We start from the raw sequence: 21293 nt of genomic DNA, 5'->3' as shown, positions 1-21293 counted from the left end.
AATAAAAAGTCAGAATTTTCAGATTTTATAGCCTGTATTTAAATTTCTTTCAGGTTGATCTAGTATAATTCACTGAAATTATTTTCTACTATCTTACATTTCTTTATTATCGTTACGTAACACTTTAAAGAAAGAGAATATCATTAAAATAATAATTACGGAAAACGGTAACGCTGTAATAATCATTAAATTTTGAATTGACTGTAACCCACCAGTATAAAACATGATAATTGCAAATAATGCTAGTATAATACCCCAACTTACTTTAACAATTCCAGAAGGTGTAATAGAGCCTTTAGAGGTTAACATTCCTAATACATACGTTGCCGAATCTGCAGAAGTAATAAAAAATATCGCTACAACAATAATGGTAAGTATACTTAATATGAAACCCATTGGATAGTGTTCAAGCACGCCAAACGTTGCAGTTTCAGTGTCAAACTTAGATATCTTGGCTATATGATTTTCTTGTAAATAAATTGCCGATGCACCAAATACAGCAAAGAATACAAAGCATATCATTGAAGGTACAAGTAAGACCCCTAAAATAAAAGACTTTATTGTGCGTCCCTTTGAAATTCGAGCAATAAAAATACCCACAAAAGGTGACCAAGATATCCACCATGCCCAATAAAATATCGTCCAATTTTTCATCCAAGAAAATTGTTTATCTTCTGAATTCGTGGATAATTTAAAACTCATTTCAATAAAATGAGACAAATAATTACCTAATGAATTGGTAAACATATTAAGTATGTAAAGTGTCGGACCTACTGTAAACACTGCAATTAAAATCATGATTGCCAAAATCATATTGATGTTACTCAAATGCTTAATACCTTTATTAATTCCTGACCAAGCTGATATTGTAAAGATTATCGTAGCAAGAATGATAATGAGTGTTTGTATAAATAAATTGGATGGTACGTTAAATAAAAAATTTAATCCTTTATTAATTTGTGCTGTACCAAAACCTAATGTAGCAGCAACACCAGTAACTGTAGCTATGACTGCTAATATATCACTTAAATTACCTACATATTTTTGTAAATTTCCTTCGCCTAATAATGGCTTTAACATGGCACTCACTAAACCCGGATATCCTTTATGGAAACTGAAATAAGCGAAAATCAATGCTACCATACAGTATACTGCCCAAGCATGTATACCCCAATGAAAAAATGAATATTGTAACGCTGCTTCAATTGCCCCTTTACTACCTTCCTTATGTTCAGGTGATAATAGGAAAGCATCACTGATTGGTTCGGTCGTTGTCCAAAATACTAATCCCATGCCCATACCAGCACAAAATAACATTGAGAACCATGAAACTAAAGAAAACTCTGGTTGCTCACCTTCTTGTCCTAACGTGATGTTACTATATTTAGAACATAATAAAATGAGACATAAAATTAAAAATATTACTACTAAGATGAGATAATACCAACTAAACTGTATAGAGATAGAATTGGTTAACGCTGTTGTAATTGCTTCAAATTGCCTCGTAAATAATGCTCCAAATATTATAAACACAACACAGATACTAATGGATGTTATAAAAACAAAATTGTACTTTATGATGTTCACATTGTCCCCTTTCACACGTTTATGGCATTTTAAAATAGACATACTACTCATTCAATAATATAATGCATATTCATATAGAAAGACCAACAATCTAAGTATTCCGATTGATTTACTATGTTTTAAAAAGAATACAATACATATATATACGTGTCAACACATTTTAGTATTAAAAGTGATTTAATGTATAAAACGTAACTAACTTAAGCTATACCTATATCGGTAGCTGCATTTTAATTAGTCATCCAACGAAGTAATATTACACTTAAATTTATGAAAATAATTAATTTTAAATAATTATTAATTAAAACAGCATTTCAATAAAATAAATATTAGTTAAAATTTGCAATATGCTGACAATTCAAATAATATGGACAATAAACATTAGCATCTTTGCAAACAAAGGGAGTCATTTCATGTCAAATCAACTTCAAAGGGGATTAAGTAATAGACATATTCAGTTAATTGCAATTGGGGGCGCTATTGGTACTGGACTATTCTTAGGTTCAGGTCAAACGATTTCTTTAACTGGTTCATCTATTATCATTACTTATTTAATTATCGGTGTAGTGTTATTTATGTTCATGCGTGGTCTAGGTGAACTCTTACTTAGTAATACAAGGTATAAATCTTTCGTAGATATTGCGAATGACCAATTAGGACCATATGCAGGATTTCTCATTGGTTGGACTTATTGGATGAGTTGGATTACTTCAAGTATGTCAGACCTAACTGCCATGGGCTCTTACGTGAGTTATTGGTCTTCAGCAATACCTAACTGGCTAACGATACTATTTATCGTGCTATTGTTAATGGCGTTTAATTCATTAGGTGCCAAATTGTTTGGTGAAATAGAATTTTGGTTCTCAATGATTAAAATTATCACTATCGTTCTCTTAATCATCGTAGGTTTAGCCTTTATTTTCCTAGGTATTAAAAGTGATAATACTACAGCAAGCTTCTCTAATTTATATGAAAATGGCGTGTTTACACATGGTACACATGGTTTTCTAATGTCATTCCAAATGGCCGTCTATTCATTTATTGGTATTGAATTAATCGGAGTTACAGCAGGCGAAACGAAGGACCCACAAAAATCAATTCCACGTGCTGTTAACAGTGTACCTATCAGAATATTACTGTTTTATGTAGGTTCATTAATTATCATCATGTCGATTACACCATGGAACCGTATTTCGCCTGATCACAGTCCATTTGTACAAGTGTTTGCGCTCATTGGTATTCCATTTGCGGCTAGCGCTATTAACTTTGTCGTCTTAACAGCAGCGGCGTCAGCTACCAATAGTGGTATCTTTTCAGATAGCCGTATGTTATATGGTCTAGCCCATGATAAACAAGCACCGTCTATTATGAAAAAAACAAATAAACATGGTGTTCCACATATTGCCATGTTCATTTCAACTTCTATACTGCTTATTGCAGTAATGTTGAATTTTATTTTTCCAAATACTATGCAATTATTCATTTATATCACAAGTATTTCCACAGTATTATATTTAGTCGTATGGGTTCTAATCGTTATATCTTACATTAAATATGCACGTTCTAATAAAAAAGAACATCAACACAACAAATTCAAATTAAAAGGTGGCCATTATTCTGGCTACTTGGTTCTAGCCTTTTTCTTTTTTGTATTTGTCTTATTGTTCTTTTCATCTGATACAAGAAAAGCAGTATACTTCTTACCTATTTGGCTCATTGCTACTGCCTTGATGTATTTACGTTTTAAAAGAAAAAAGAACAATCTTAAAAACTTAGCCTTAGAAACAAATAAGGAACTGACTTCTAATCAAACAATCGATTAATCATTCACCTATCATTATACGTATACTAAAACATAAGCAAACAGCTAAAATCTGATGATCATTTTAGCTGTTTTTTATTATGAATGATTACTTTTCAATCGACACTTCCGCGCATATATACACACGCTAAAATGGTTTAGCCTTATTTAATTACTATAGCGGAAATGTATATGTTTCTGACATTCTAGGGTACATTAAATATGAACATATATTAAGGTGGTTAAAATAATGATAAACAGAATACAAATCTTTGATTTAGCTAAAGCCAGTTATAATATACTTCCTGACTATCCTTGGGAAAAATACCCAAATTATGCTGTACTAAGACATCATAATAACGGTAAATGGTTTGGTTTAATTATGGATATTTCAAAGAATAAATTAAACTTAGTTGGCAATGAAAAAATTGATATATTGAATTTAAAAGCACCTAAAGAATTTATTGGACCTTTACGCAAGAAAAAAGGTATTTATCCTGCTTATCATATGGATAAATCTAATTGGATTAGCATTAATTTAAGCGAAATAGATAACTTACATGAAATTCAAGAGTTGATAGCAGAAAGCTTTGCATTAACTTCCTAATTCCTCATTCTATTAAAAAAACTAAAAAGTTAAGATTTTAAAAAACTTTAATTTGACATTTCGAATATTATCGAATAGTATACGTGTATGGAAAATTTAGTAGATATTTTTAAAGCTTTGAGTAATCGCACACGGATTGATATATTAGTTTGGCTTAAAAATCCATTAGAGCATTTCGAAAAACCTAGTTCGCATTTAAATAAAAATTTAAGTGAAAAAGGTGGCGTATGTGTCGGAGATATTCAAGAAAAAGCAAATATGTCAGCGTCAACAGTCTCTCATTATTTAAAAATGATGCAACAAGCGGGTCTATTAGAATCAGAAAGACATGGTCAATGGACATATTATCGTAGAAATGAATCTACTTTAAATGAGTTAGCCGAATTAATAAAAAAAGACTTTTAGAAGTCTTTTTTTATGTTTTGTAATTCGTTAATTCGCGAAATGAAGAATTAAAGAAATGAGGGTATTCAGTGAACAAGTTTGTGTTTTATATTATCGCAATTATAGCAGGTGTATTTTTAAGTACAGAAGGTGCCATTTATGCAGTTTTAGGTGACCACATCGGAAAGTTAGAAAGTAGTTTATATAATTTTTCAATTGGCTCTATTATATTAGGCATCGCTTTATTATTTTTAGGCAAAGGCTCACTTTCTTATACTATTAAAGCCCCAAAATGGGAATTAACAGGCGGTGCTCTAGGCGTCATATACTTAACTGTATTAGTCATTAGCATCCCCCTAATCGGTGTCGGATTAGCGATGGGCAGTGTTGTTGTTGGGCAAATGATTATGAGTGCTATTATAGAACATTTCGGATTATTAGGTAGCGAAAAACGTCCACTAAGAATCGAAAAAATAGTAGCTATCATATTAATGATTATCGCGCTCACATTAATTTATTAGGAGGATCAAACATGCAGTTTATTTTAGTAATCGTAACACTCATTGCTGGTATTACACTGAGTACACAGTCAGCAGTTAATGGATCATTTAGTAAAAAAGCAGGCACTTTAGAAAGTGCATTTTTAACATTTGTTACTGGTGGCATTATTTTATTTATTATTACATTATTTTTTGGACAAGGTAGCTTTTTAGATTTCTTCCATGCACCCAAATGGCAATTAAGCGCAGTATGGTTTGGGGTAGGTTATCTATTTTTAACTATTGTAGCTATCCCTAAAATAGGAATTATAGCAGCTAATATCTCTGCAGTTATCGGACAGTTAACAATGGGTATGGTTATCGACCATTTCGGTTGGTTTGAAGGCATGACAATCCATTTTGATTTAAAAAGAATTATAGCACTTATTATTATGATTATTGCATTGCGTCTAATATATAAAGCAGATATAAAAAATAGTGCAGAAGAAAAGCTTATCAATTAACTTCATTACACAGCCAGCGCACAATTTTCTACAACGTCAAAAACACAGTAACGCTACTATGCGTTACTGTGTTTTAATTTAATTATTTTTATTATATTTTTGCAGGGTCAACACCTGTCGTTTTTTCTCTTAAATCATATTCTATTTCTTCTAAACTACGTCCTCGTGTTTCGGGTAAATATCTAATTACAAAGATCATCGCTAACACGCCGATAAATGCAAAGATTAAAAATACCCACTCAGTACTTAAAGCACTGTTTAAAACTGGGAAGAGTTGCGCAACTAATAATGTACCAAAGTTCAATACAAGCGTTGCTAAACCTGTTGCTGCACCACGTGCACGCATTGGAAACATTTCTGGTAACATTACCCAAAGAATTGGCCCCCAAGTCAGACCAAAGAATACAATAAACAATGATAGACAGGCAATAATTATACCGGCTGAAGACTCAATACCAATTGTCCATATTAAAATGGCCATTACTAATAATGATAGAACCATCCCAATATTACCAACAACTAATAATTTTTTACGGTCTACTTTATCTGCAATAAATACAGCTACAATCGTCACAAGTACGTTAATTGTACCTATCCCCACTGTTCCTAAAATAGATGTTGCTTCACCTAAACCCGCTTTACTAAAAATCGTTGGCGCATAAAATATGATGGCATTAATACCAACAATTTGTTGGAATAATGCGAATATGCACCCTATAATCAATGTTGGTCTTAACCAAGGCGACTTTAAGATAGACCATGTAGATTCTGAAATGGCTGCAATTTCTTTCATTTCTTTAATTTCAGTGTTAATTTCTTCGTCATTATTAAATGTAATTTTCATGACGTCGCGAGCAGCCTTTTCACTTCTATGTTCAAGTAGCCATCTTGGACTTTCAGGCATAAATGCAATACCCACCAATAAAATAATGGAAGGTACGATTGCTAAACCTAACATCCATCTCCAACCTTCTATATCTGCGAATGCATAATTGACTAAGTACGCCGCTAAAATACCAATTGTAATCATTAATTGATTTAATGATCCAAGGGAACCACGATATTCTGTAGGTGCCATTTCTGATAAATATACAGGTACCGTTGCCATAGAGCCTCCGACAGCTAATCCGATAATTAAACGTCCCATTACAAGTACTGGCATATTAGGTGCTAAAGCCAATAACAATGACCCCACAATATAAATAATTGCGATAATCAAAACCAATCGTCTTCTCCCAATTTTATCGGATAATGGTCCACTACCACCTGAACCGATAATCGCACCGACTAACATTGATGCCACAACTAACCCCTCTGTAAAGCTATTCAGTGGAATATCATCATGAATAAATAGCAATGCGCCTGAGATAACACCGTTGTCATATCCATACAATAATCCACCCAGTGCTCCCAATATAAAGATTAAACTTTTATTAGATTTCAAATTATTTACAACCCCTTTAAAGTTATTTGTTAATTATAATCCTAATATGTAAGCGTTTCAATTATAAATGAAAAATTTTTTCACGTTAAAGTTCAATCCATATTAAAAAGGATATCCATATGAGTGATGGATATCCTTTCTATGTTGAATCTTATTACTTTTTATTTTCCTTTAGCTATACTGTCAGTTTTATAAAAACGCAAATCACTTTGGCGGCTTAATTGTATCGCTTGGATCATTGTCCACATCACTAGTAAACTCCCTATGGTATCTGTAAAATAGTGAGCTTGTAAATATATTCTAGAGATCATAATTGAGATGATTAATACAATGCCAAAGATATAAAGTACTTTGTTGCGTTTCAAGAGAAGTATGAGACTTACCAAAAGACACACACTTAATACATGCATGCTAGGAAAACTAAAGCCATCTATATCGACGCTCGGTCTTGGGCGTTGAATGACATTTTTTAAAAATGTTCCTATTAAAAACACACTAAAACACCACAAACCATACCACCAAAATTTGAATTTACTATAGAAGAATAATACCGCTAAAATAAACAGTATCATAATTAAACAATTCAATGGTGAAAATACACTAGAAATCACATCTAGATATATTTTAACCCCTTGTGATGTAATTACATCATGTAATGTTTGATATACTAGCGTGTCTATGTTTTCTGTTAAACTCAACTGTATACAGATGAATAGTATTAAAAAGCACACACTAGCAATAATCATTTTCAAATAATTTTGCACTTGAATGATGTTCCTTTCTTTATTTAATCTTAGTTGTAGGGGTAAAGCGTCTGCGCGATATGTACAAGAATATTCTTTTAAATGTTTTTTTAATAACTTTAAATTCTTGTATTTACCTTTTCATGAAATAAATGCACGTCTATATGTATATCATGAATTTCGACTATTAAATTCTAGTTAATCAAATTATTCGTTTCAGCTCAATCATACTTTAGGACTACCTAATAAGCGCTTGCTTTCAAATCTAGCACATACAAATATATCTTGTTAGATGTCACTCTTCCATTTCACACAAGATATCATAATTGTTTATACTCATATCCTGTGCTAATATCTATTATAGATATAAAATGTCTATAATAACTCATTAATAATGATTGCACTTTTATTTAATAACGCAACCTAAACTATCAAAGGAGTTTTAACGTGAACAAAGACCGTTTTGACCAAATTGCTGAAAAATATGATGGCCCTGATAGAATACATCTTGCTGAGATTATTTCGAGCGAAGTGAGTAAGCTATTCGAAAATAAAAAATATCATTCACTATTGGATTACGGTGGTGGCACAGGTTTAGTTACATTCAACATTGAGCATTATTTTGATTCTATCACTTTAATGGATTCCTCTTCTAAAATGATTGAGGTCTTTGAACATAAATGCGCTGAACTTGGCATTCCCCATATTCACACGCAAACCGGTAATATTTTGTTAGATACATCACTTTTAAATCAAAAATATGATGTTATCTTTTTATCGCTTGTATTGCTTCACAGTGGTGATTATGAATCCTTATTGCGTCAATTATACACTCACTTAAATCCAAATGGCATGTTAGTCATTGTCGACTTTAATAAAAATGAACAGGTATTTCATCCAAATGTGTATAATGGATTTAATCAAAGTGATATTAAACATGCTTATACACAACTCGGATTAACAAATATTGATACACACACATTTTATAGTGGGAAAAATTTGTTTATGAATCGCGATGCCAGCCTTTTTATTGCAACAGGAATTAAAAATAACCCCAAATCGTACTAAGCTACATGTGTCACTTTAGAATCATTTAATTAATTAAGACTAACCTACGCTTTAATATAAAAATAAGAGGATCATCAGATAAAAATCGGATGATCCTCTTTATGTTATAAGCTTTATAACGTTTAAAAATAATTACTTCATTTTATCTTTTAATTGTTGTTGTTCATCATCAGCTAAAAATGCATAACGCACAGCTCTCTGATTAATATATTCAATTTGATCTAAAGTAATCATTTGATTTTCCATCAGTAGTTCATATTCTGCATTTAATGATGTCTGTGTAACCGTACGATTATCTGTGTTTATAAGGAATGGAATATCATTTTTAATTAAATAAGGAATATTTAATGCTTTAAGATTAGGAATTGCCTTTGTTTGAATATTACTTTTAGGGCACATTTCTAAAAGTACATCGTTCACCTTAACTTCTTGCAAAGCCGTTTCATCTTGATTAATTGCAACGCCATGACCAATACGTTTGGCCCCTAATTTAATAGATTCCATTACATTGTGCATGCATCCACATTCACCTGCATGAAGAGTAAGATTAAAACCTTTATCTAATCCATATTGAACCGTAGAGTGAATAGCTTCAGGTGGAAATGCCGCTTCCGGGCCTGCAAAATCTATGCCACACACCACATCACTATTACGATGATATAAATCATCAAATAATTGCTCGTTTATCGTAGTATCTTGTTGTCTCATGGCACAAACTAACAAGTTCACTTTAATATCAAACTTCGCTATCGCTGCTTTAACCCCAGCTTCTACAGCATCAAAAACATCAGTTATTGTCAATCCTTGCTCCATATGTAATAAAGGCGCAAAACGAATTTCAATATATTTTACATTATCCTCGTTTGCTTGTTGCACAACATCAATAACAGCTCTTTGTAAAGCATCCTTTGTCTGCAACACTTTTAATATTTCATCAAAACACTTCAAATATTCATCTAAGCTGTCGCATGATTCACTAACTAGCAAATTTCGTTCATCTAACACTATATTTTGTTCGTTAGCAAGTTGTTTTATTAAACCTAGACTGGTAGAACCATCTAAATGGCAATGAAGCTCCACTTTAGATATATCTTCTATGCACTTCTTCATGTTTGAAACCTTCCTTACTTCAAAGCCATCATCTATAAATTTCATCATAAATGGCAGTACTTATCCAAAATTTTATTGCTTTACTATAACATTTTGAAAACTATTTATCTATACCAATCATATGCGATTGTAATTCTAATTTTTAACTTAAGCTAAAAAGTTAGATGTACCGATTAATGCAGCAATAGCTACCAATGACACAACCACCAATATCACAATGATTTTTAATTCTACCTTAAATCGACGACGTTGTTGTCCTTTATTGATGAGCATTATACCTATGAACACACTGATAACCAAAATAATCAAAAAGATAAAAGCAATTTGATTTAATATATCCACACAACTCCCCCCTCACAACAAATAACTTATTTTGTTTTCCATAGCACAAAGTATGAGGTAGCAACATAAGTATTCGATACTTTTGTTGCTACCTCTCATTTAAACGAATTATTTATTCTTAATATATGCATGTGATTTTAAATAAGAAATAATATAACGTACCGATTCTTCTACCGTGTTATTCTCAGTATCTAATACAATTTCTGGGTTAGATGGTGCTTCGTAAGGTGCATTGATACCAGTGAATTCTGGGATTTCACCACTTCTCGCTTTCTTATATAACCCTTTAGGATCTCTTGCTTCACATTCATCCAAGCTACATTGTGTATAAATTTCTATAAATTCATCATCTTCTAACAAGGCACGAACTGCATCACGGTCTTCTTGGTAGGGCGAAATAAATGCAGTGACAGTTATTAGTCCGGCATCCACCATTAATTTACTTACTTCACCAATACGTCGAATATTTTCTTTACGGTCTTCTGGGGTGAACCCTAGATTGTTATTAAGACCATGTCTAACATTGTCTCCATCTAAGCGATACGTATTAACTTGTTGCTTAAACAGTGCTTTTTCTAGTTCTACAGAAACCGTTGATTTACCCGAACCTGATAATCCAGTAAACCAAATAACAGCACTTTTATGTTTATTACGGTGTTGTCTCTCTTCTTTTTTCACTTCTGAATTATGCCAAGTAATATTATTAACTGTACTCATTTTTACACCTCTTAATTATTATTTCTCTTGTAATCCTTTAATTAGTACTGCTGCAACTTCCGGTCTTGAGAATTCTTTAGGTAGTGGTTCTCCATTTCTCAGTTTTTCACGTACTTTTGTTCCACTGAGGTGCAAGTGTGAAGTCGCATCATGTGGACATGTCTTAGCAGTTGCCATATTCTCACAAGCTTTACAATAAAATGCATGTTCAAATTTCAATATTTGAATACCTAATTCATCTTCATATTTTGAAATTAATTCTTGTGCTTCATAAGTACCATAGTAATCGCCCACCCCAGCATGATCACGGCCGACTATAAAGTGCGTACAACCATAATTCTTTCTAACAGTTGCATGTAGTATTGCTTCTCTTGGCCCAGCATATCTCATAGCTGCTGGATAAATAACTAAGCGTGTTCTATTTTCTGGGTAATAATTTTTAAGGATAACTTCATAACTCTCCATGCGTACCGAAGCAGGAATATCGTCTGACTTTGTTTCACCAACTAAAGGATTTAATAATAAACCATCAACTGACTCTAATGCTGCTTTTTGGATATATTCGTGCGCACGGTGCACGGGGTTACGTGTTTGGAAGCCTACGACTGTTTTCCATTCTAAATCAGCAAACAATTGTCTCGTTTCTGCAGGATCTAAATGGTAATCAACAAATTCATCATGTTTAGGACGATCAAGCAAATGGATAGGACCTGCAAGATAAACATTACCTTTTTCATAAACTTTCTTTACACCTGGGTGATCTACATCTGTTGTTCCGTATACTAATTCTGCTTCTTTCTCTTTGTCATATGTATACTTTTCTTCTAAATCAAGTACACCATATAGATGTGCATCCTCCCCGTATAAAGCGACACGTGAGCCTATTTCAAGTTGGTTTGCTTCATCTTCAGTTACAGGTAGTGTAATTGGAATACTCCATACTAGCCCATTACTTAGGTGTACATTTTCTACAACGCTTGTATAATCTGCTTTATTCATAAATCCTGTTAATGGACTAAAACCGCCAATAGCGATAAGCTCTAAATCTGATAAGCTCCAAGGGTTTAACGTAATCGAAGGTAAAGATTTGGCTTCTGCAATATATGTTTCTTTTTCTGATTGATCTACTTGTCTATTAATTAATTCTCCACCGTGTGGCTTAATTGTATTTTCAATAATTTTATTTGTTACTGTCATGTTTACACTTCCTTCTTAAGTTTTTAATCTAGTTCATTAACGTTAGCTTTTTTTTTAGATAATGAAAAAGGTAGTTTTTTATTTTGATAGAGCGCAAAAGTGATTAACCCTAACCAAATGATAATAAGTGCTATTTTTATCGTTACTGATAATGTTGTACTTGTACTAAATACACTTAGTAGTGAACTGCTGTTAGTAAAAATAATTAACCCACTCACACATACAGCTAAGATATTCATAGGCAATATTTTGACAAACCATGCCGCTATTGGTGCTGCAAGCATGCCACCTACACTTAACGACACTACAAGTCCCCAATTAATTTGGCTCCAACCTAAAAATATAATGAAGCCAAGAGAAGCAGAAAGCGTTACAAAGAATTCACTTGCAGATACAGTACCAATGGCATATCTAGGCTCTAACTTTTTCTGAGCAAGTAAGAGTGGTGTGTTGACTGGACCCCAACCACCGCCGCCAACTGCATCTAAAAATCCAGCTACCGCACCTTGAGGTACCATAGAAAAACGACCGCCTTTGTCGGGATTTATATCGTCTGAAAGCTGCTCATTTCTTTTAAATAAGAATTGATACAAGATATAAAGCCCCATAGTTAACAAGAACACAGCAATAAAGGGTTTGATTAAATTGCTGTGGATATTACTTAGGAACGCTGCGCCTATAAATGCTGTTATTGCACCTGGAATAGCTAACTTAATTAAAGTCGGCTTATGCACATTTTCAAATTTCAAGTGTGATGTACCTGATGCTGCAGTTGTCGCAATTTCAGAGAAATGAATTGTCGCTGAAGCAATCGCTGGTGCAACACCAAATGTTAATAATATTGATGAAGATGATGCACCAAAGCCCATACCAAGAGATCCATCAATCAATTGTGCAAGAAAACCAGCAAGTGCAAATATAAATAATTTATGCATGCATCGTACTCCTTTCTATTAATTTAGATTACCGAATCTAACCAATTTCTAACTTCACGTTGTTTATGGTGAGATAAATAATCATCTGCTAAAATTTCTTTTAAAAAGCGCTTTTGCTTTAAAGATGATAATTCACTACGCTTTATACGTTGTCTGCATTCATATAAAAAATCGACATAGGTTTCATAATCACGATCAAACCTTTGATTAAATTCTTCTAAAAGTTGCGCAGTTAAACCGGGACTTGCTCCGTTTGTAGATATGCTAATCGTTAATTTTCCTCGCTGAAATATACTTGGAAATATGACATCTCCTGTCATAGCTTCACTAGCCATATTAATCATTGCGTGGCTTGGTTTGGATTGTAAAACGCATTGGTTTGTAGCATCATCGTTTGTAGCTACTACAATCAAATCAGCATATTGTACATCTTTAGCTTCAAATGTTTTTTCAGACCACTTTATATCAGAATATTCAATTAATTGTTGTAATTGCTCAGTCACTGTTGGACTGATAACATGTATATCTTTTGAGTAAGTCATCAATGTCTTTATTCTACGTTCAGCAACCCGTCCTCCACCAACGACGACAATATGCTTCTTTGATATATCAATCATTAATGGCATCAATGGCATCTGTCATTTCCCCTTTAACTATAGCGATTTTAATTATTACGAAACATATTCAAAGGTTTCTTCTACGCGTTCTTTCAATGCTTGTTGCAAGTGTTCATGATGTCCTAATTTATGACAAAGAATGATATCACTGTCTACTTGATAACGCTCTACTGTTGTTGCAATATGTCTTTCTAAAATGCCAGTGAACCAAAGATATGGCACGATGAAAATTTGAGAATGGCCTGCATTTACTGCCGCTTCAAGTGCATCTTCAAATGAAGGTTTACAAGCTGCTAAATAACAAACATCAATATCAGATAAATGACTCGCTTCGTATAACTGTGTCTTTATTGTCTCCAAATCTTTCTGAGTTTGGGGATTATAACTTCCTCTACCAACGACTAATATTTTTGCATCTTCGTTCGGTGTTTTGTTAGTTTCATCAATCCTCTGCTTAAGGATTTCAGTTAACCGGTGTTGTACACCCAATGGTTCCCCATATGTCACAGTGACATATGGATACTTTAATTGGTTTGCTTCAATTTCAGCTGGAATATCTCTAAAATAGTGTCCTGCGCTTAACAAGAGAACCGGTATTACCGAAATTTCAGTCGCGCCTTTTTCTACCAATCGTTGAAAACCTTGAGATACGTTAGGACTTGTCAATTCCAAGAAACACGTTTCTTGCAAAGGGACATCTACCTGCGCTTTGACTAATTCGATAAAGGATACGGCTTCTGTAACGGCTTCTGCGACCCTACTTCCATGGCTCACATATAAGACACCTCTCATATTAAATCCTCCTATTACTGATAAGTTAATTTAGCAACTGCTTCTTCAACTGGCATTTCTTCAAACCAGCTGATACGTTCTCTAAGTCTAACGACTTCTCCAACCACAATCATCGCTGGGTTCTCAATATCCTTTGCAACTTCAACGATATTATCTAACGTGCCAACGACGGTCTTTTGATACTCTGATGTACCAAGATGGACTAAAGCTACCGGTGTATCTTTAGGACGTCCATGTCTAGTCAACAATGCACTGATTTCAGGCAGTTTTTTGACGCCCATATATATACATAGTGTTTCGGGTCCGAGCGCAAGATGTTTCCAATACGAATCTTCGTCTATGCCTTTATTAATAACACCTGTAACAAATGCAACTGATGAACTATAATCACGATGAGTAACTGGAATACCTGCATAGGCTGGTGCTGCAACGCCAGATGTAATACCTGGTACAATTTCAAAAGGAATATGGTTTTCTGCCAATATTTCCGCTTCTTCTCCACCTCTACCAAAGATAAAAGGATCTCCACCTTTCAAACGCGTAACAGTAAGTCCCTTTTTAGCTAAACTTACAAGTAACTTATTTGTATCTTCTTGGGGTAAGGAATGACGGTTAGGGTCTTTACCACAATACATAAACTTTGTTGTTGGTGATGCATGATCTAATAACGCTTTATTTACCAAACGATCATATAAAATAACATCGGCTTGTTCAATAGCTTTCAAGCCTTTCACTGTAATCAAATCAGGATCACCAGGCCCTGCGCCTACTAAAAATACTTTGCCCATCCTGTCACCACTTTCTCAATTTTTAACTGTGGAACACTTGGCCATCTGTAACTTTATCAACGATACCTGCACGTACAACAAAGTCTCCAAAGTGCTCTCCTTCATTTCTTTCTTTTGCATATTGTAATAATATAGGTCTTAAACTTTCTAAGATTTCTTCTTCACCAATATTTTCTTTATATATTTTATTTAAACGATCACCTGTAAAGCTAGCGCCTAAATACATATTATATTTTCCAGGTGCTTTACCAATAAATGCAATCTCTGCTAATGCCGGTCTTGCACATCCATTAGGGCACCCTGTCATACGAATTGTAATTTCTTCATCATTTAATCCAGCTTCGTCTAATAGCTCTTCAATTTTAGTAATAAGTGAAGGTAAATAACGTTCGGATTCAGCCATTGCTAGACCACAAGTAGGGAATGCAACACAAGCCATAGAATTACGTCTTAATCCAGTATAGTGCTTGCCATCTGTAAGACCGTATTCGTCAATAATAGCTTCTATTTCAGGTTTTTTCGTTTCATCTACACTAGCAATAACTAAGTTTTGGTTTGGAGTTAGTCTAAAATCACCTGTGTGTATTTCAGCAATTTTTCTTAACGCTGTTTTTAATTTATAATCTTCTGTATCTTTTACACGTCCATTTTGAACGAATAGTGTATAGTGCCATTTGCCACTGCCCTCAGTCCAACCATAACGATCTCCATTATGATCAAAGTGGTATGGCTGTGATGCTTCTAATTCCCAACCTAAGCGCTTGTTAAGCTCATTTGTAACCCACTCCGTACCGTAACGGTCAACTGTGTATTTAAAGCGGGCATTTTTACGCTCTTGTCGATTACCATAATCCCTTTGAATTGTTAATATTTTTTCACAAACATCTATCACATGTTCTTTCGGGAAATAACCGATAAGTCGTCCAACTTGTGGATAAGTATTTGTATTACCATGCGTCATTCCCATTCCACCACCGACTGTGATGTTAAATCCAATAAGCTTTTCATCTTTAAGAATCGATATTAACCCGATATCTTGAGAATACACATCAATATCGTTTGACGGTGGCACCGCAATACCTATTTTAAATTTACGTGGTAGATACGTTTTTCCATAAAGTGGTTCTTCTGTTTCACTCGTATCCAATACCTTTTCACCATCAAGCCAAATTTCATGATACGCTTGCGTTTGTGGTGACAAGTGTCGACTAATATCACTAGCAATTTGATTAACTTCAGCGTGAACTTCTGATTGATAAGGGTTAGGATTACTCATGACATTACGGTTAACGTCGCCGCATGCTGCCAATGTATCTAATAAAGATTGGTTAATATCAAACATCGTTTGTTTTAAATTTCTTTTTAAAATGCCGTGAAATTGAAATGCTTGTCTCGTTGTTAATTTAATTGTTTCATTCGCATACGTATTGGCAATATCATCCATCGCAATCCACTGATCTGCAGTTGAAGCGCCTCCTGGAGCACGCACTCTTATCATAAAGCTATATGCTGGCTCTAACTTTTGCTTACGACGTTCATCACGAAGATCTCTATCGTCTTGCATATAACTACCATGGAATTTTAAAAGTTTAGTATCCTCTTCAGCAATTGCACCTGTAATTCTATCTGCTAAACCTTCTTCAATAGTACCTCGAAGATAGTTACTTTCCGTTTTGATTCGTTCCATTTCATCCAATTTTTCTGAAAAATTTAAATTCGGATCAGCCATACTATCATTCCTTTCTCTTAATATACATCCCGTTGATAACGTTTTTCTTTTTTCATTTCTGTAAGATACGCTTCTGCGTCTACTTCAGACATGCCACCTTCTTGCTCCAATATATAGCGAATCGTTTGGTGAACATCTTTCGCCATTTGTTTTTCATCGCCACATACGTATAATTTAGCGCCATTCATCAACCATTCATAAAATGTTGCACTTTGTTCAGCAATTCTATGCTGCACATATACTTTTTCATCTGTATCCCTAGAAAAGGCTAAATCTAGTTTGCTAAGTACTTCATCTTTAAGCCACGTTTGCCATTCTGTTTGGTATAAGAAATCGGTTGTAAAATGCTGTTCTCCGAAGAATAGCCAAGTTTGACCCGTTAATCCTAATTCCTCACGTTCTTGTAGATAAGATCTAAATGGTGCCACCCCAGTACCTGGACCAATCATAATCACTGGTGTTTCTTCATCAAACGGAAATTTAAAGTTTGGATTTTTCTTCAAATAAATCTGGATTGTATCGCCTGGTTGCACTCTCTCTGCAAGCTGTACTGAACAAACACCTTTACGGTCTCTATCATGAGCTTGGTACCTTACCGCGCCTACAGTAATATGCACTTCATCTGGGTTTGCTTTGTAACTACTCGCAATAGAATATTCTCTTGGCGGCAATTTTCTCAATAGTTGATGCAACGCTTCAGGTTTAAATGACTCCGAAGGGAAATCCGTGAATAAATCTACTAAATCTCTACCGTCAATATATGCTTGAATCCATTCATCATCGTTCATTTTTGCTGTTAACTGTTCATTATTTAGTAAGTCTACTGCTTTTTGTAATAACGGTTTTGTTAACTTAGTGATTTCAAAATGTTCTATCAAAGCTTTTTGTAAAGGCAATGTATCCCCATCATCATTTATTGTGACTTCTACTGTTTCATCAAATCCTAATGTTTCAATTAACTGTGATACTACTTCAGGATCATTTTGTGGTAATACTACTAAGCAATCACCTGGTTCATATTCTTCGCCATAATTATCAAGCAGTAATTCAACATGTCTAACCTCTTTATTTGAACCTCGACCATTGAGGTTAATATTTTCTAATACTTCTGCCTCATACGGATTTGATTTAGAATAACGTTTCTCTTTTGCAGATTGTACTGTTTCAGTAGATGTCACCGTTTGCGTAACTCCCGAGCTACTATTTAACTTTTCTATATTCGTGTTCATCCATTTTTCAGCAATGTCATCATAATCTATATCACAATCTTGTCGCTCTATGATACGTTCGGCTCCAAGCTCTTCTAAACGTTTATCGAAATCTTTACCCGTCTGACAGAAGAATTCATAAGACTCATCACCTAAAGCAAGTACAGAGAATCTCACGCCCTCTAATTTAGGCGCTTTTCTGCCGTGTAAAAATTCATGGAAAGACAATGCGTTATCAGGTGGATCTCCTTCACCGTGAGTAGATGAAATAACAAATAAATCCTCTACTTTTTTCAGTTCTTTTGGTTTAAAATCATCCATCGCACTAAGTTTGACTGTATAATTATGCTCTACTAGTCGATCTGCAAATATTTCACCTAAACTTTGTGCATTTCCTGTTTCAGAACCATATAATATTGTAATATGTCTATCACTCATAGCTTGCGGTTCATTATTCAATACATTTTCCGCTACTTGTTGTGACGGTGCTGAACTATTAGCCAGTGCTTGTTGATTAGCAGTTAAATAACCACTAAGCCACGTCTGTTGTTCAGGAGTAAGATTTTGGATGATTTGATTCAGTTGTGTTGCTTGTTCTTCGTTGAATGGACTGTTTGTTACAGATAAATTCACAGCAAGTTCACCTCATATAGTCTATTTTCATTTCTTAATTATTTAATACTTAATCATTGAATTGACGGGTTTAACCTTTCCCGTTAAAAGGTATACTTTTGAAGTATCATATGCACATCAAAACGGTTAGTAACTCTATATAACTGATTAGTTTACTAAGGTTTATATTTAAAAAAATATGCGTGTATTACTTTATGGTCGTGTCGTATGCAAACCACACTCGGTTTTACTTGAATTGTTCCATCTTCCTTCACGTGAATCTCCAGAACCTGAAACAGCAGCTGTACAAGGAATACAACCAATACTTGGATAATTAAAATCATGTAATTCGTTGTAATGTAAGTCATGCTTCTTAATGTAATCCCATACATCATCCCACGTCCAGTGAATCAATGGACACACTTTTACTGATTGAAATCTTTCATCTTTATTTATAAAGTTTGTGTTTTGACGACTTGGTGACTGTTCTCTACGTAAGCCTGAAACCCAAGCGGTTGCACCAGATAATACTTCTTCAAGTGGCTTGATTTTTCGAATATAACAACATTGGTTCGGATCATTCTTCCAAAGCGCCGGGTTATATTGTTCTGACTGTTCTTCCAAAGTAAGGTCAGGTTTCTTAAGTTTAATATTCAATTCCGGATATCGTGCTTTTACTCTATCTATTAAATCATACGTTTCTTGAAAATGAAGATCTGTATCTAAAAATACTATTTCCGCATCTTTTTTAACGCTATAAATCAAATCTATGAGTATCATACCTTCTGCACCAAAGCTACATGAGTAAATAATTGAATCTCCATATGTTTCATATGCCCAAGCTATAACTTCTCGCGCTCCTTTTGTTTCATCAGAAATATCCAATGAATCAAAAACCTCTGCATTAAAATGTTCATACGTAATTTTTCCCTGTGACATTAATGGGTTCATCCCCTTCTCTTTAATGTACTCTTTAATTGCCCACGCTACATTTTCGTTATTAGAATTATTAGAAAATAATTATGATACACACTTTACTGATTGTAAAATTTTATGTCAAGTGCATATTTAAAACTAAACACTTCTAAAAAAAGCTTCAAAAATCTATCACTAAAGCGCTTTAAACGCTTATTTTCAAGCGTTCTTAATAATAATTTCTAAAAAATAATAACAATAAACTAGAATTACTTCAAACTCTTTAAACCCCGTGGTTACGCTATTCACAAAAAAATTCTAAAATTTTTGTATTTTTTATAATAATTCTAATTATGTCTACGATGTTATATATAATCATAACAAAAAAGCGCCGACAAACAATATTAATTGTTTGTGGCGCTTTATATTGTATACAAACTCTTAAGCTGAAAAGCTTAATCTTGGAATGAATGTTTCGAAATGCACGTTATCCATAGATACACCGAGTGTGCGTAATTCCTTAATAATTGATTTTAGGAATGTATCTCCTCCACAGATATAAATCTCTGTATCATCATCAATATATTGTTTTAGCTGTTCTCCATCAATGTGTGCATCTTGATCACGTAAATGGTTAATGACTTCGGCTTGTGAGGATTGGCTAGCTATAGCTTTAACTTTTTCTTCAAAGGCTATATTTTTGGCGTTAGCTGTAGACTGGATAAATGTCGCTTGTAACCCTACATCTACCGCTTCTTTGTACATAGACACGAGTGGTGTCACGCCTACCCCAGAACCTAAAAATAGCTGTTTGTTTGCTTTATGCTCTAGTTTAAATCCACCTACTGGGGCAGATAAATACAAGGTATCTCCAATCGCTACATCATCATGTAGTATGGTTGATACTTCTCCTTCATGCTCATCTGTAACATCTCTTTTAACACCAAAAGTCAAGAAGTCCTTATTTCCATCTACAATAGAATAATGTCTTTTAGCTTTGTAAGGTAATTTTTCACTGTCAATATCTACAGTAATATATTGACCTGGAATAAATTGACTCAAGTCAACGTCATCTGATGTGATAGTAAATGATTTAATCTCTTCAGTTTCTTCTGTGATATCAACCACTTCAAATGGTCTAAAACCATCCCACGCCATTTGGTTATAGACTTCACGTTCTAATCCAATAAACGCGTCTGCAATTTCACCGTAAGCTTTTACCCATGTTTGGATGACTGGGTCTTCATCTTTAAGGCCCGTAACTTCTTCAATCGCCCAAATTAAATTTTCACCTACAACTGCATATTGTTCAGGCTTAACTTGTAGTGCGCAATGTTTATACACGACTGGCATAATGGCTGGGACAATCGGTGATAAATCTTGAATATTTTCTGCTGCAGCTAGTACTGCCATAGCAAGTGCTGAAGATTGTAATCCTTTGTTCTGGTTCGTTTGATTAAATACATTTTTCAATTCTGGATGTTGTTCAAACAAGCGCTTGTAAAAAACAGCTGTAATTGTTTGTCCTTTTTCTTTTAGTAATGGAACAGTTTCTCTTATTGTTTGTATCTCTTCTTGAGTTAACATATAACCCCTCCTATTTACTCGTTCACCACCATTATTGTCCCCGCTACCAATAGTTACAATCACTTCGCCTTAATTTCACAAAATCATCACAATACGTTTTCTCAAAA

Annotated in this window: 21 protein-coding genes; 6 read left to right on the top strand and 15 right to left on the bottom strand. The window is 34.0% G+C overall.

Translation table 11 applies throughout. From position 1 onward, the window contains the following. Window positions 1-93 precede the first annotated feature (93 nt). The gene (locus BK821_RS04380; protein WP_119596687.1) at window positions 94-1629 is read right to left on the bottom strand and encodes a BCCT family transporter; all 1536 of its coding nucleotides are present in this window, start codon (window positions 1627-1629) and stop codon (window positions 94-96) included. A gap of 371 nt (window positions 1630-2000) precedes the next feature. Here BK821_RS04380 and BK821_RS04375 point away from each other — a divergent pair, with 371 nt between their 5' ends. The 5 genes from BK821_RS04375 (at window position 2001) to BK821_RS04355 (ending at window position 5382) form a co-directional block, all read left to right on the top strand. After that, the gene (locus tag BK821_RS04375; RefSeq protein WP_046836943.1) at window positions 2001-3410 is read left to right on the top strand and encodes an amino acid permease; all 1410 of its coding nucleotides are present in this window, start codon (window positions 2001-2003) and stop codon (window positions 3408-3410) included. Between the two features lie 228 nt (window positions 3411-3638). Beyond that, the gene (locus tag BK821_RS04370) at window positions 3639-3995 is read left to right on the top strand and encodes an MmcQ/YjbR family DNA-binding protein (RefSeq protein ID WP_071331298.1); all 357 of its coding nucleotides are present in this window, start codon (window positions 3639-3641) and stop codon (window positions 3993-3995) included. Window positions 3996-4082: 87 nt separating this feature from the next. After that, window positions 4083-4400 carry an ArsR/SmtB family transcription factor gene (locus BK821_RS04365; protein WP_046836945.1) on the top strand — a complete coding sequence of 106 codons (318 nt, stop codon included), beginning with the start codon at window positions 4083-4085 and terminating at the stop codon, window positions 4398-4400. Window positions 4401-4468: 68 nt separating this feature from the next. After that, entirely contained in the window at window positions 4469-4900 is a 432-nt protein-coding gene (locus BK821_RS04360; protein ID WP_046836946.1) for a DMT family transporter, read from the top strand. An 11-nt stretch (window positions 4901-4911) separates the two neighbouring features. Then, entirely contained in the window at window positions 4912-5382 is a 471-nt protein-coding gene (locus BK821_RS04355; protein WP_046836947.1) for a DMT family transporter, read from the top strand. Window positions 5383-5473: 91 nt separating this feature from the next. Here BK821_RS04355 and glcP read toward each other — a convergent pair whose 3' ends face one another. Continuing rightward, a complete protein-coding gene (gene glcP, locus BK821_RS04350; RefSeq protein ID WP_046836948.1) occupies window positions 5474-6826 on the bottom strand; it encodes a glucose transporter GlcP in 1353 nt (450 codons plus the stop codon). Between the two features lie 161 nt (window positions 6827-6987). Next, on the bottom strand, window positions 6988-7524 hold the full coding sequence (locus BK821_RS04345) for a phosphatase PAP2 family protein (RefSeq protein ID WP_240621333.1): 537 nt from the start codon (window positions 7522-7524) through the stop codon (window positions 6988-6990). Window positions 7525-8016: 492 nt separating this feature from the next. Between BK821_RS04345 and BK821_RS04340 the strand changes: the two genes are divergently transcribed. Then, complete coding sequence (locus BK821_RS04340) at window positions 8017-8637, top strand: class I SAM-dependent methyltransferase (RefSeq protein ID WP_071331297.1); 621 nt, start codon at window positions 8017-8019, stop codon at window positions 8635-8637. A 132-nt stretch (window positions 8638-8769) separates the two neighbouring features. Here the strand turns inward: BK821_RS04340 and add are convergent, their stop codons facing one another. From add to BK821_RS04280, 12 genes are all read right to left on the bottom strand, one after another. Beyond that, on the bottom strand, window positions 8770-9747 hold the full coding sequence (gene add / locus BK821_RS04335) for an adenosine deaminase (protein WP_046836950.1): 978 nt from the start codon (window positions 9745-9747) through the stop codon (window positions 8770-8772). 147 nt (window positions 9748-9894) lie between these two features. Beyond that, entirely contained in the window at window positions 9895-10089 is a 195-nt protein-coding gene (locus BK821_RS04330) for a hypothetical protein (protein ID WP_046836951.1), read from the bottom strand. Window positions 10090-10197: 108 nt separating this feature from the next. Next, window positions 10198-10806: an adenylyl-sulfate kinase gene (gene cysC / locus BK821_RS04325; protein WP_046836952.1), complete on the bottom strand. Its 609-nt coding sequence runs from the start codon at window positions 10804-10806 to the stop codon at window positions 10198-10200. Between the two features lie 18 nt (window positions 10807-10824). Next, the gene (sat, locus tag BK821_RS04320; RefSeq protein ID WP_046836953.1) at window positions 10825-12003 is read right to left on the bottom strand and encodes a sulfate adenylyltransferase; all 1179 of its coding nucleotides are present in this window, start codon (window positions 12001-12003) and stop codon (window positions 10825-10827) included. Window positions 12004-12026: 23 nt separating this feature from the next. Beyond that, window positions 12027-12938, bottom strand: coding sequence for a sulfite exporter TauE/SafE family protein (locus BK821_RS04315; RefSeq protein WP_046836954.1), 912 nt, complete (start codon window positions 12936-12938; stop codon window positions 12027-12029). A 23-nt stretch (window positions 12939-12961) separates the two neighbouring features. Then, on the bottom strand, window positions 12962-13573 hold the full coding sequence (locus BK821_RS04310; protein ID WP_046836955.1) for an NAD(P)-binding protein: 612 nt from the start codon (window positions 13571-13573) through the stop codon (window positions 12962-12964). Window positions 13574-13609: 36 nt separating this feature from the next. Then, the gene (locus BK821_RS04305; RefSeq protein WP_071331296.1) at window positions 13610-14347 is read right to left on the bottom strand and encodes a sirohydrochlorin chelatase; all 738 of its coding nucleotides are present in this window, start codon (window positions 14345-14347) and stop codon (window positions 13610-13612) included. Window positions 14348-14361: 14 nt separating this feature from the next. Continuing rightward, window positions 14362-15135, bottom strand: a complete 774-nt coding sequence (cobA, locus tag BK821_RS04300) for a uroporphyrinogen-III C-methyltransferase (protein ID WP_046836957.1) — start codon at window positions 15133-15135, stop codon at window positions 14362-14364. A 22-nt stretch (window positions 15136-15157) separates the two neighbouring features. Beyond that, window positions 15158-16864 (bottom strand): NADPH-dependent assimilatory sulfite reductase hemoprotein subunit, encoded by a 1707-nt coding sequence (locus BK821_RS04295; RefSeq protein WP_071331295.1) that lies wholly within the window; start codon window positions 16862-16864, stop codon window positions 15158-15160. 17 nt (window positions 16865-16881) lie between these two features. Continuing rightward, on the bottom strand, window positions 16882-18705 hold the full coding sequence (locus BK821_RS04290) for an assimilatory sulfite reductase (NADPH) flavoprotein subunit (RefSeq protein WP_071331294.1): 1824 nt from the start codon (window positions 18703-18705) through the stop codon (window positions 16882-16884). Window positions 18706-18897: 192 nt separating this feature from the next. After that, window positions 18898-19623 carry a phosphoadenylyl-sulfate reductase gene (locus tag BK821_RS04285; RefSeq protein ID WP_046836960.1) on the bottom strand — a complete coding sequence of 242 codons (726 nt, stop codon included), beginning with the start codon at window positions 19621-19623 and terminating at the stop codon, window positions 18898-18900. A gap of 417 nt (window positions 19624-20040) precedes the next feature. Further along, the gene (locus tag BK821_RS04280) at window positions 20041-21186 is read right to left on the bottom strand and encodes a globin domain-containing protein (protein ID WP_071331293.1); all 1146 of its coding nucleotides are present in this window, start codon (window positions 21184-21186) and stop codon (window positions 20041-20043) included. Between the last annotated feature and the right edge of the window lie 107 nt (window positions 21187-21293).

Source organism: Staphylococcus sp. LCT-H4, assembly GCF_001866145.1.
GTDB classification, from domain to species: domain Bacteria; phylum Bacillota; class Bacilli; order Staphylococcales; family Staphylococcaceae; genus Staphylococcus; species Staphylococcus succinus.
This window is presented reverse-complemented; position numbering and strand designations above follow the sequence as displayed.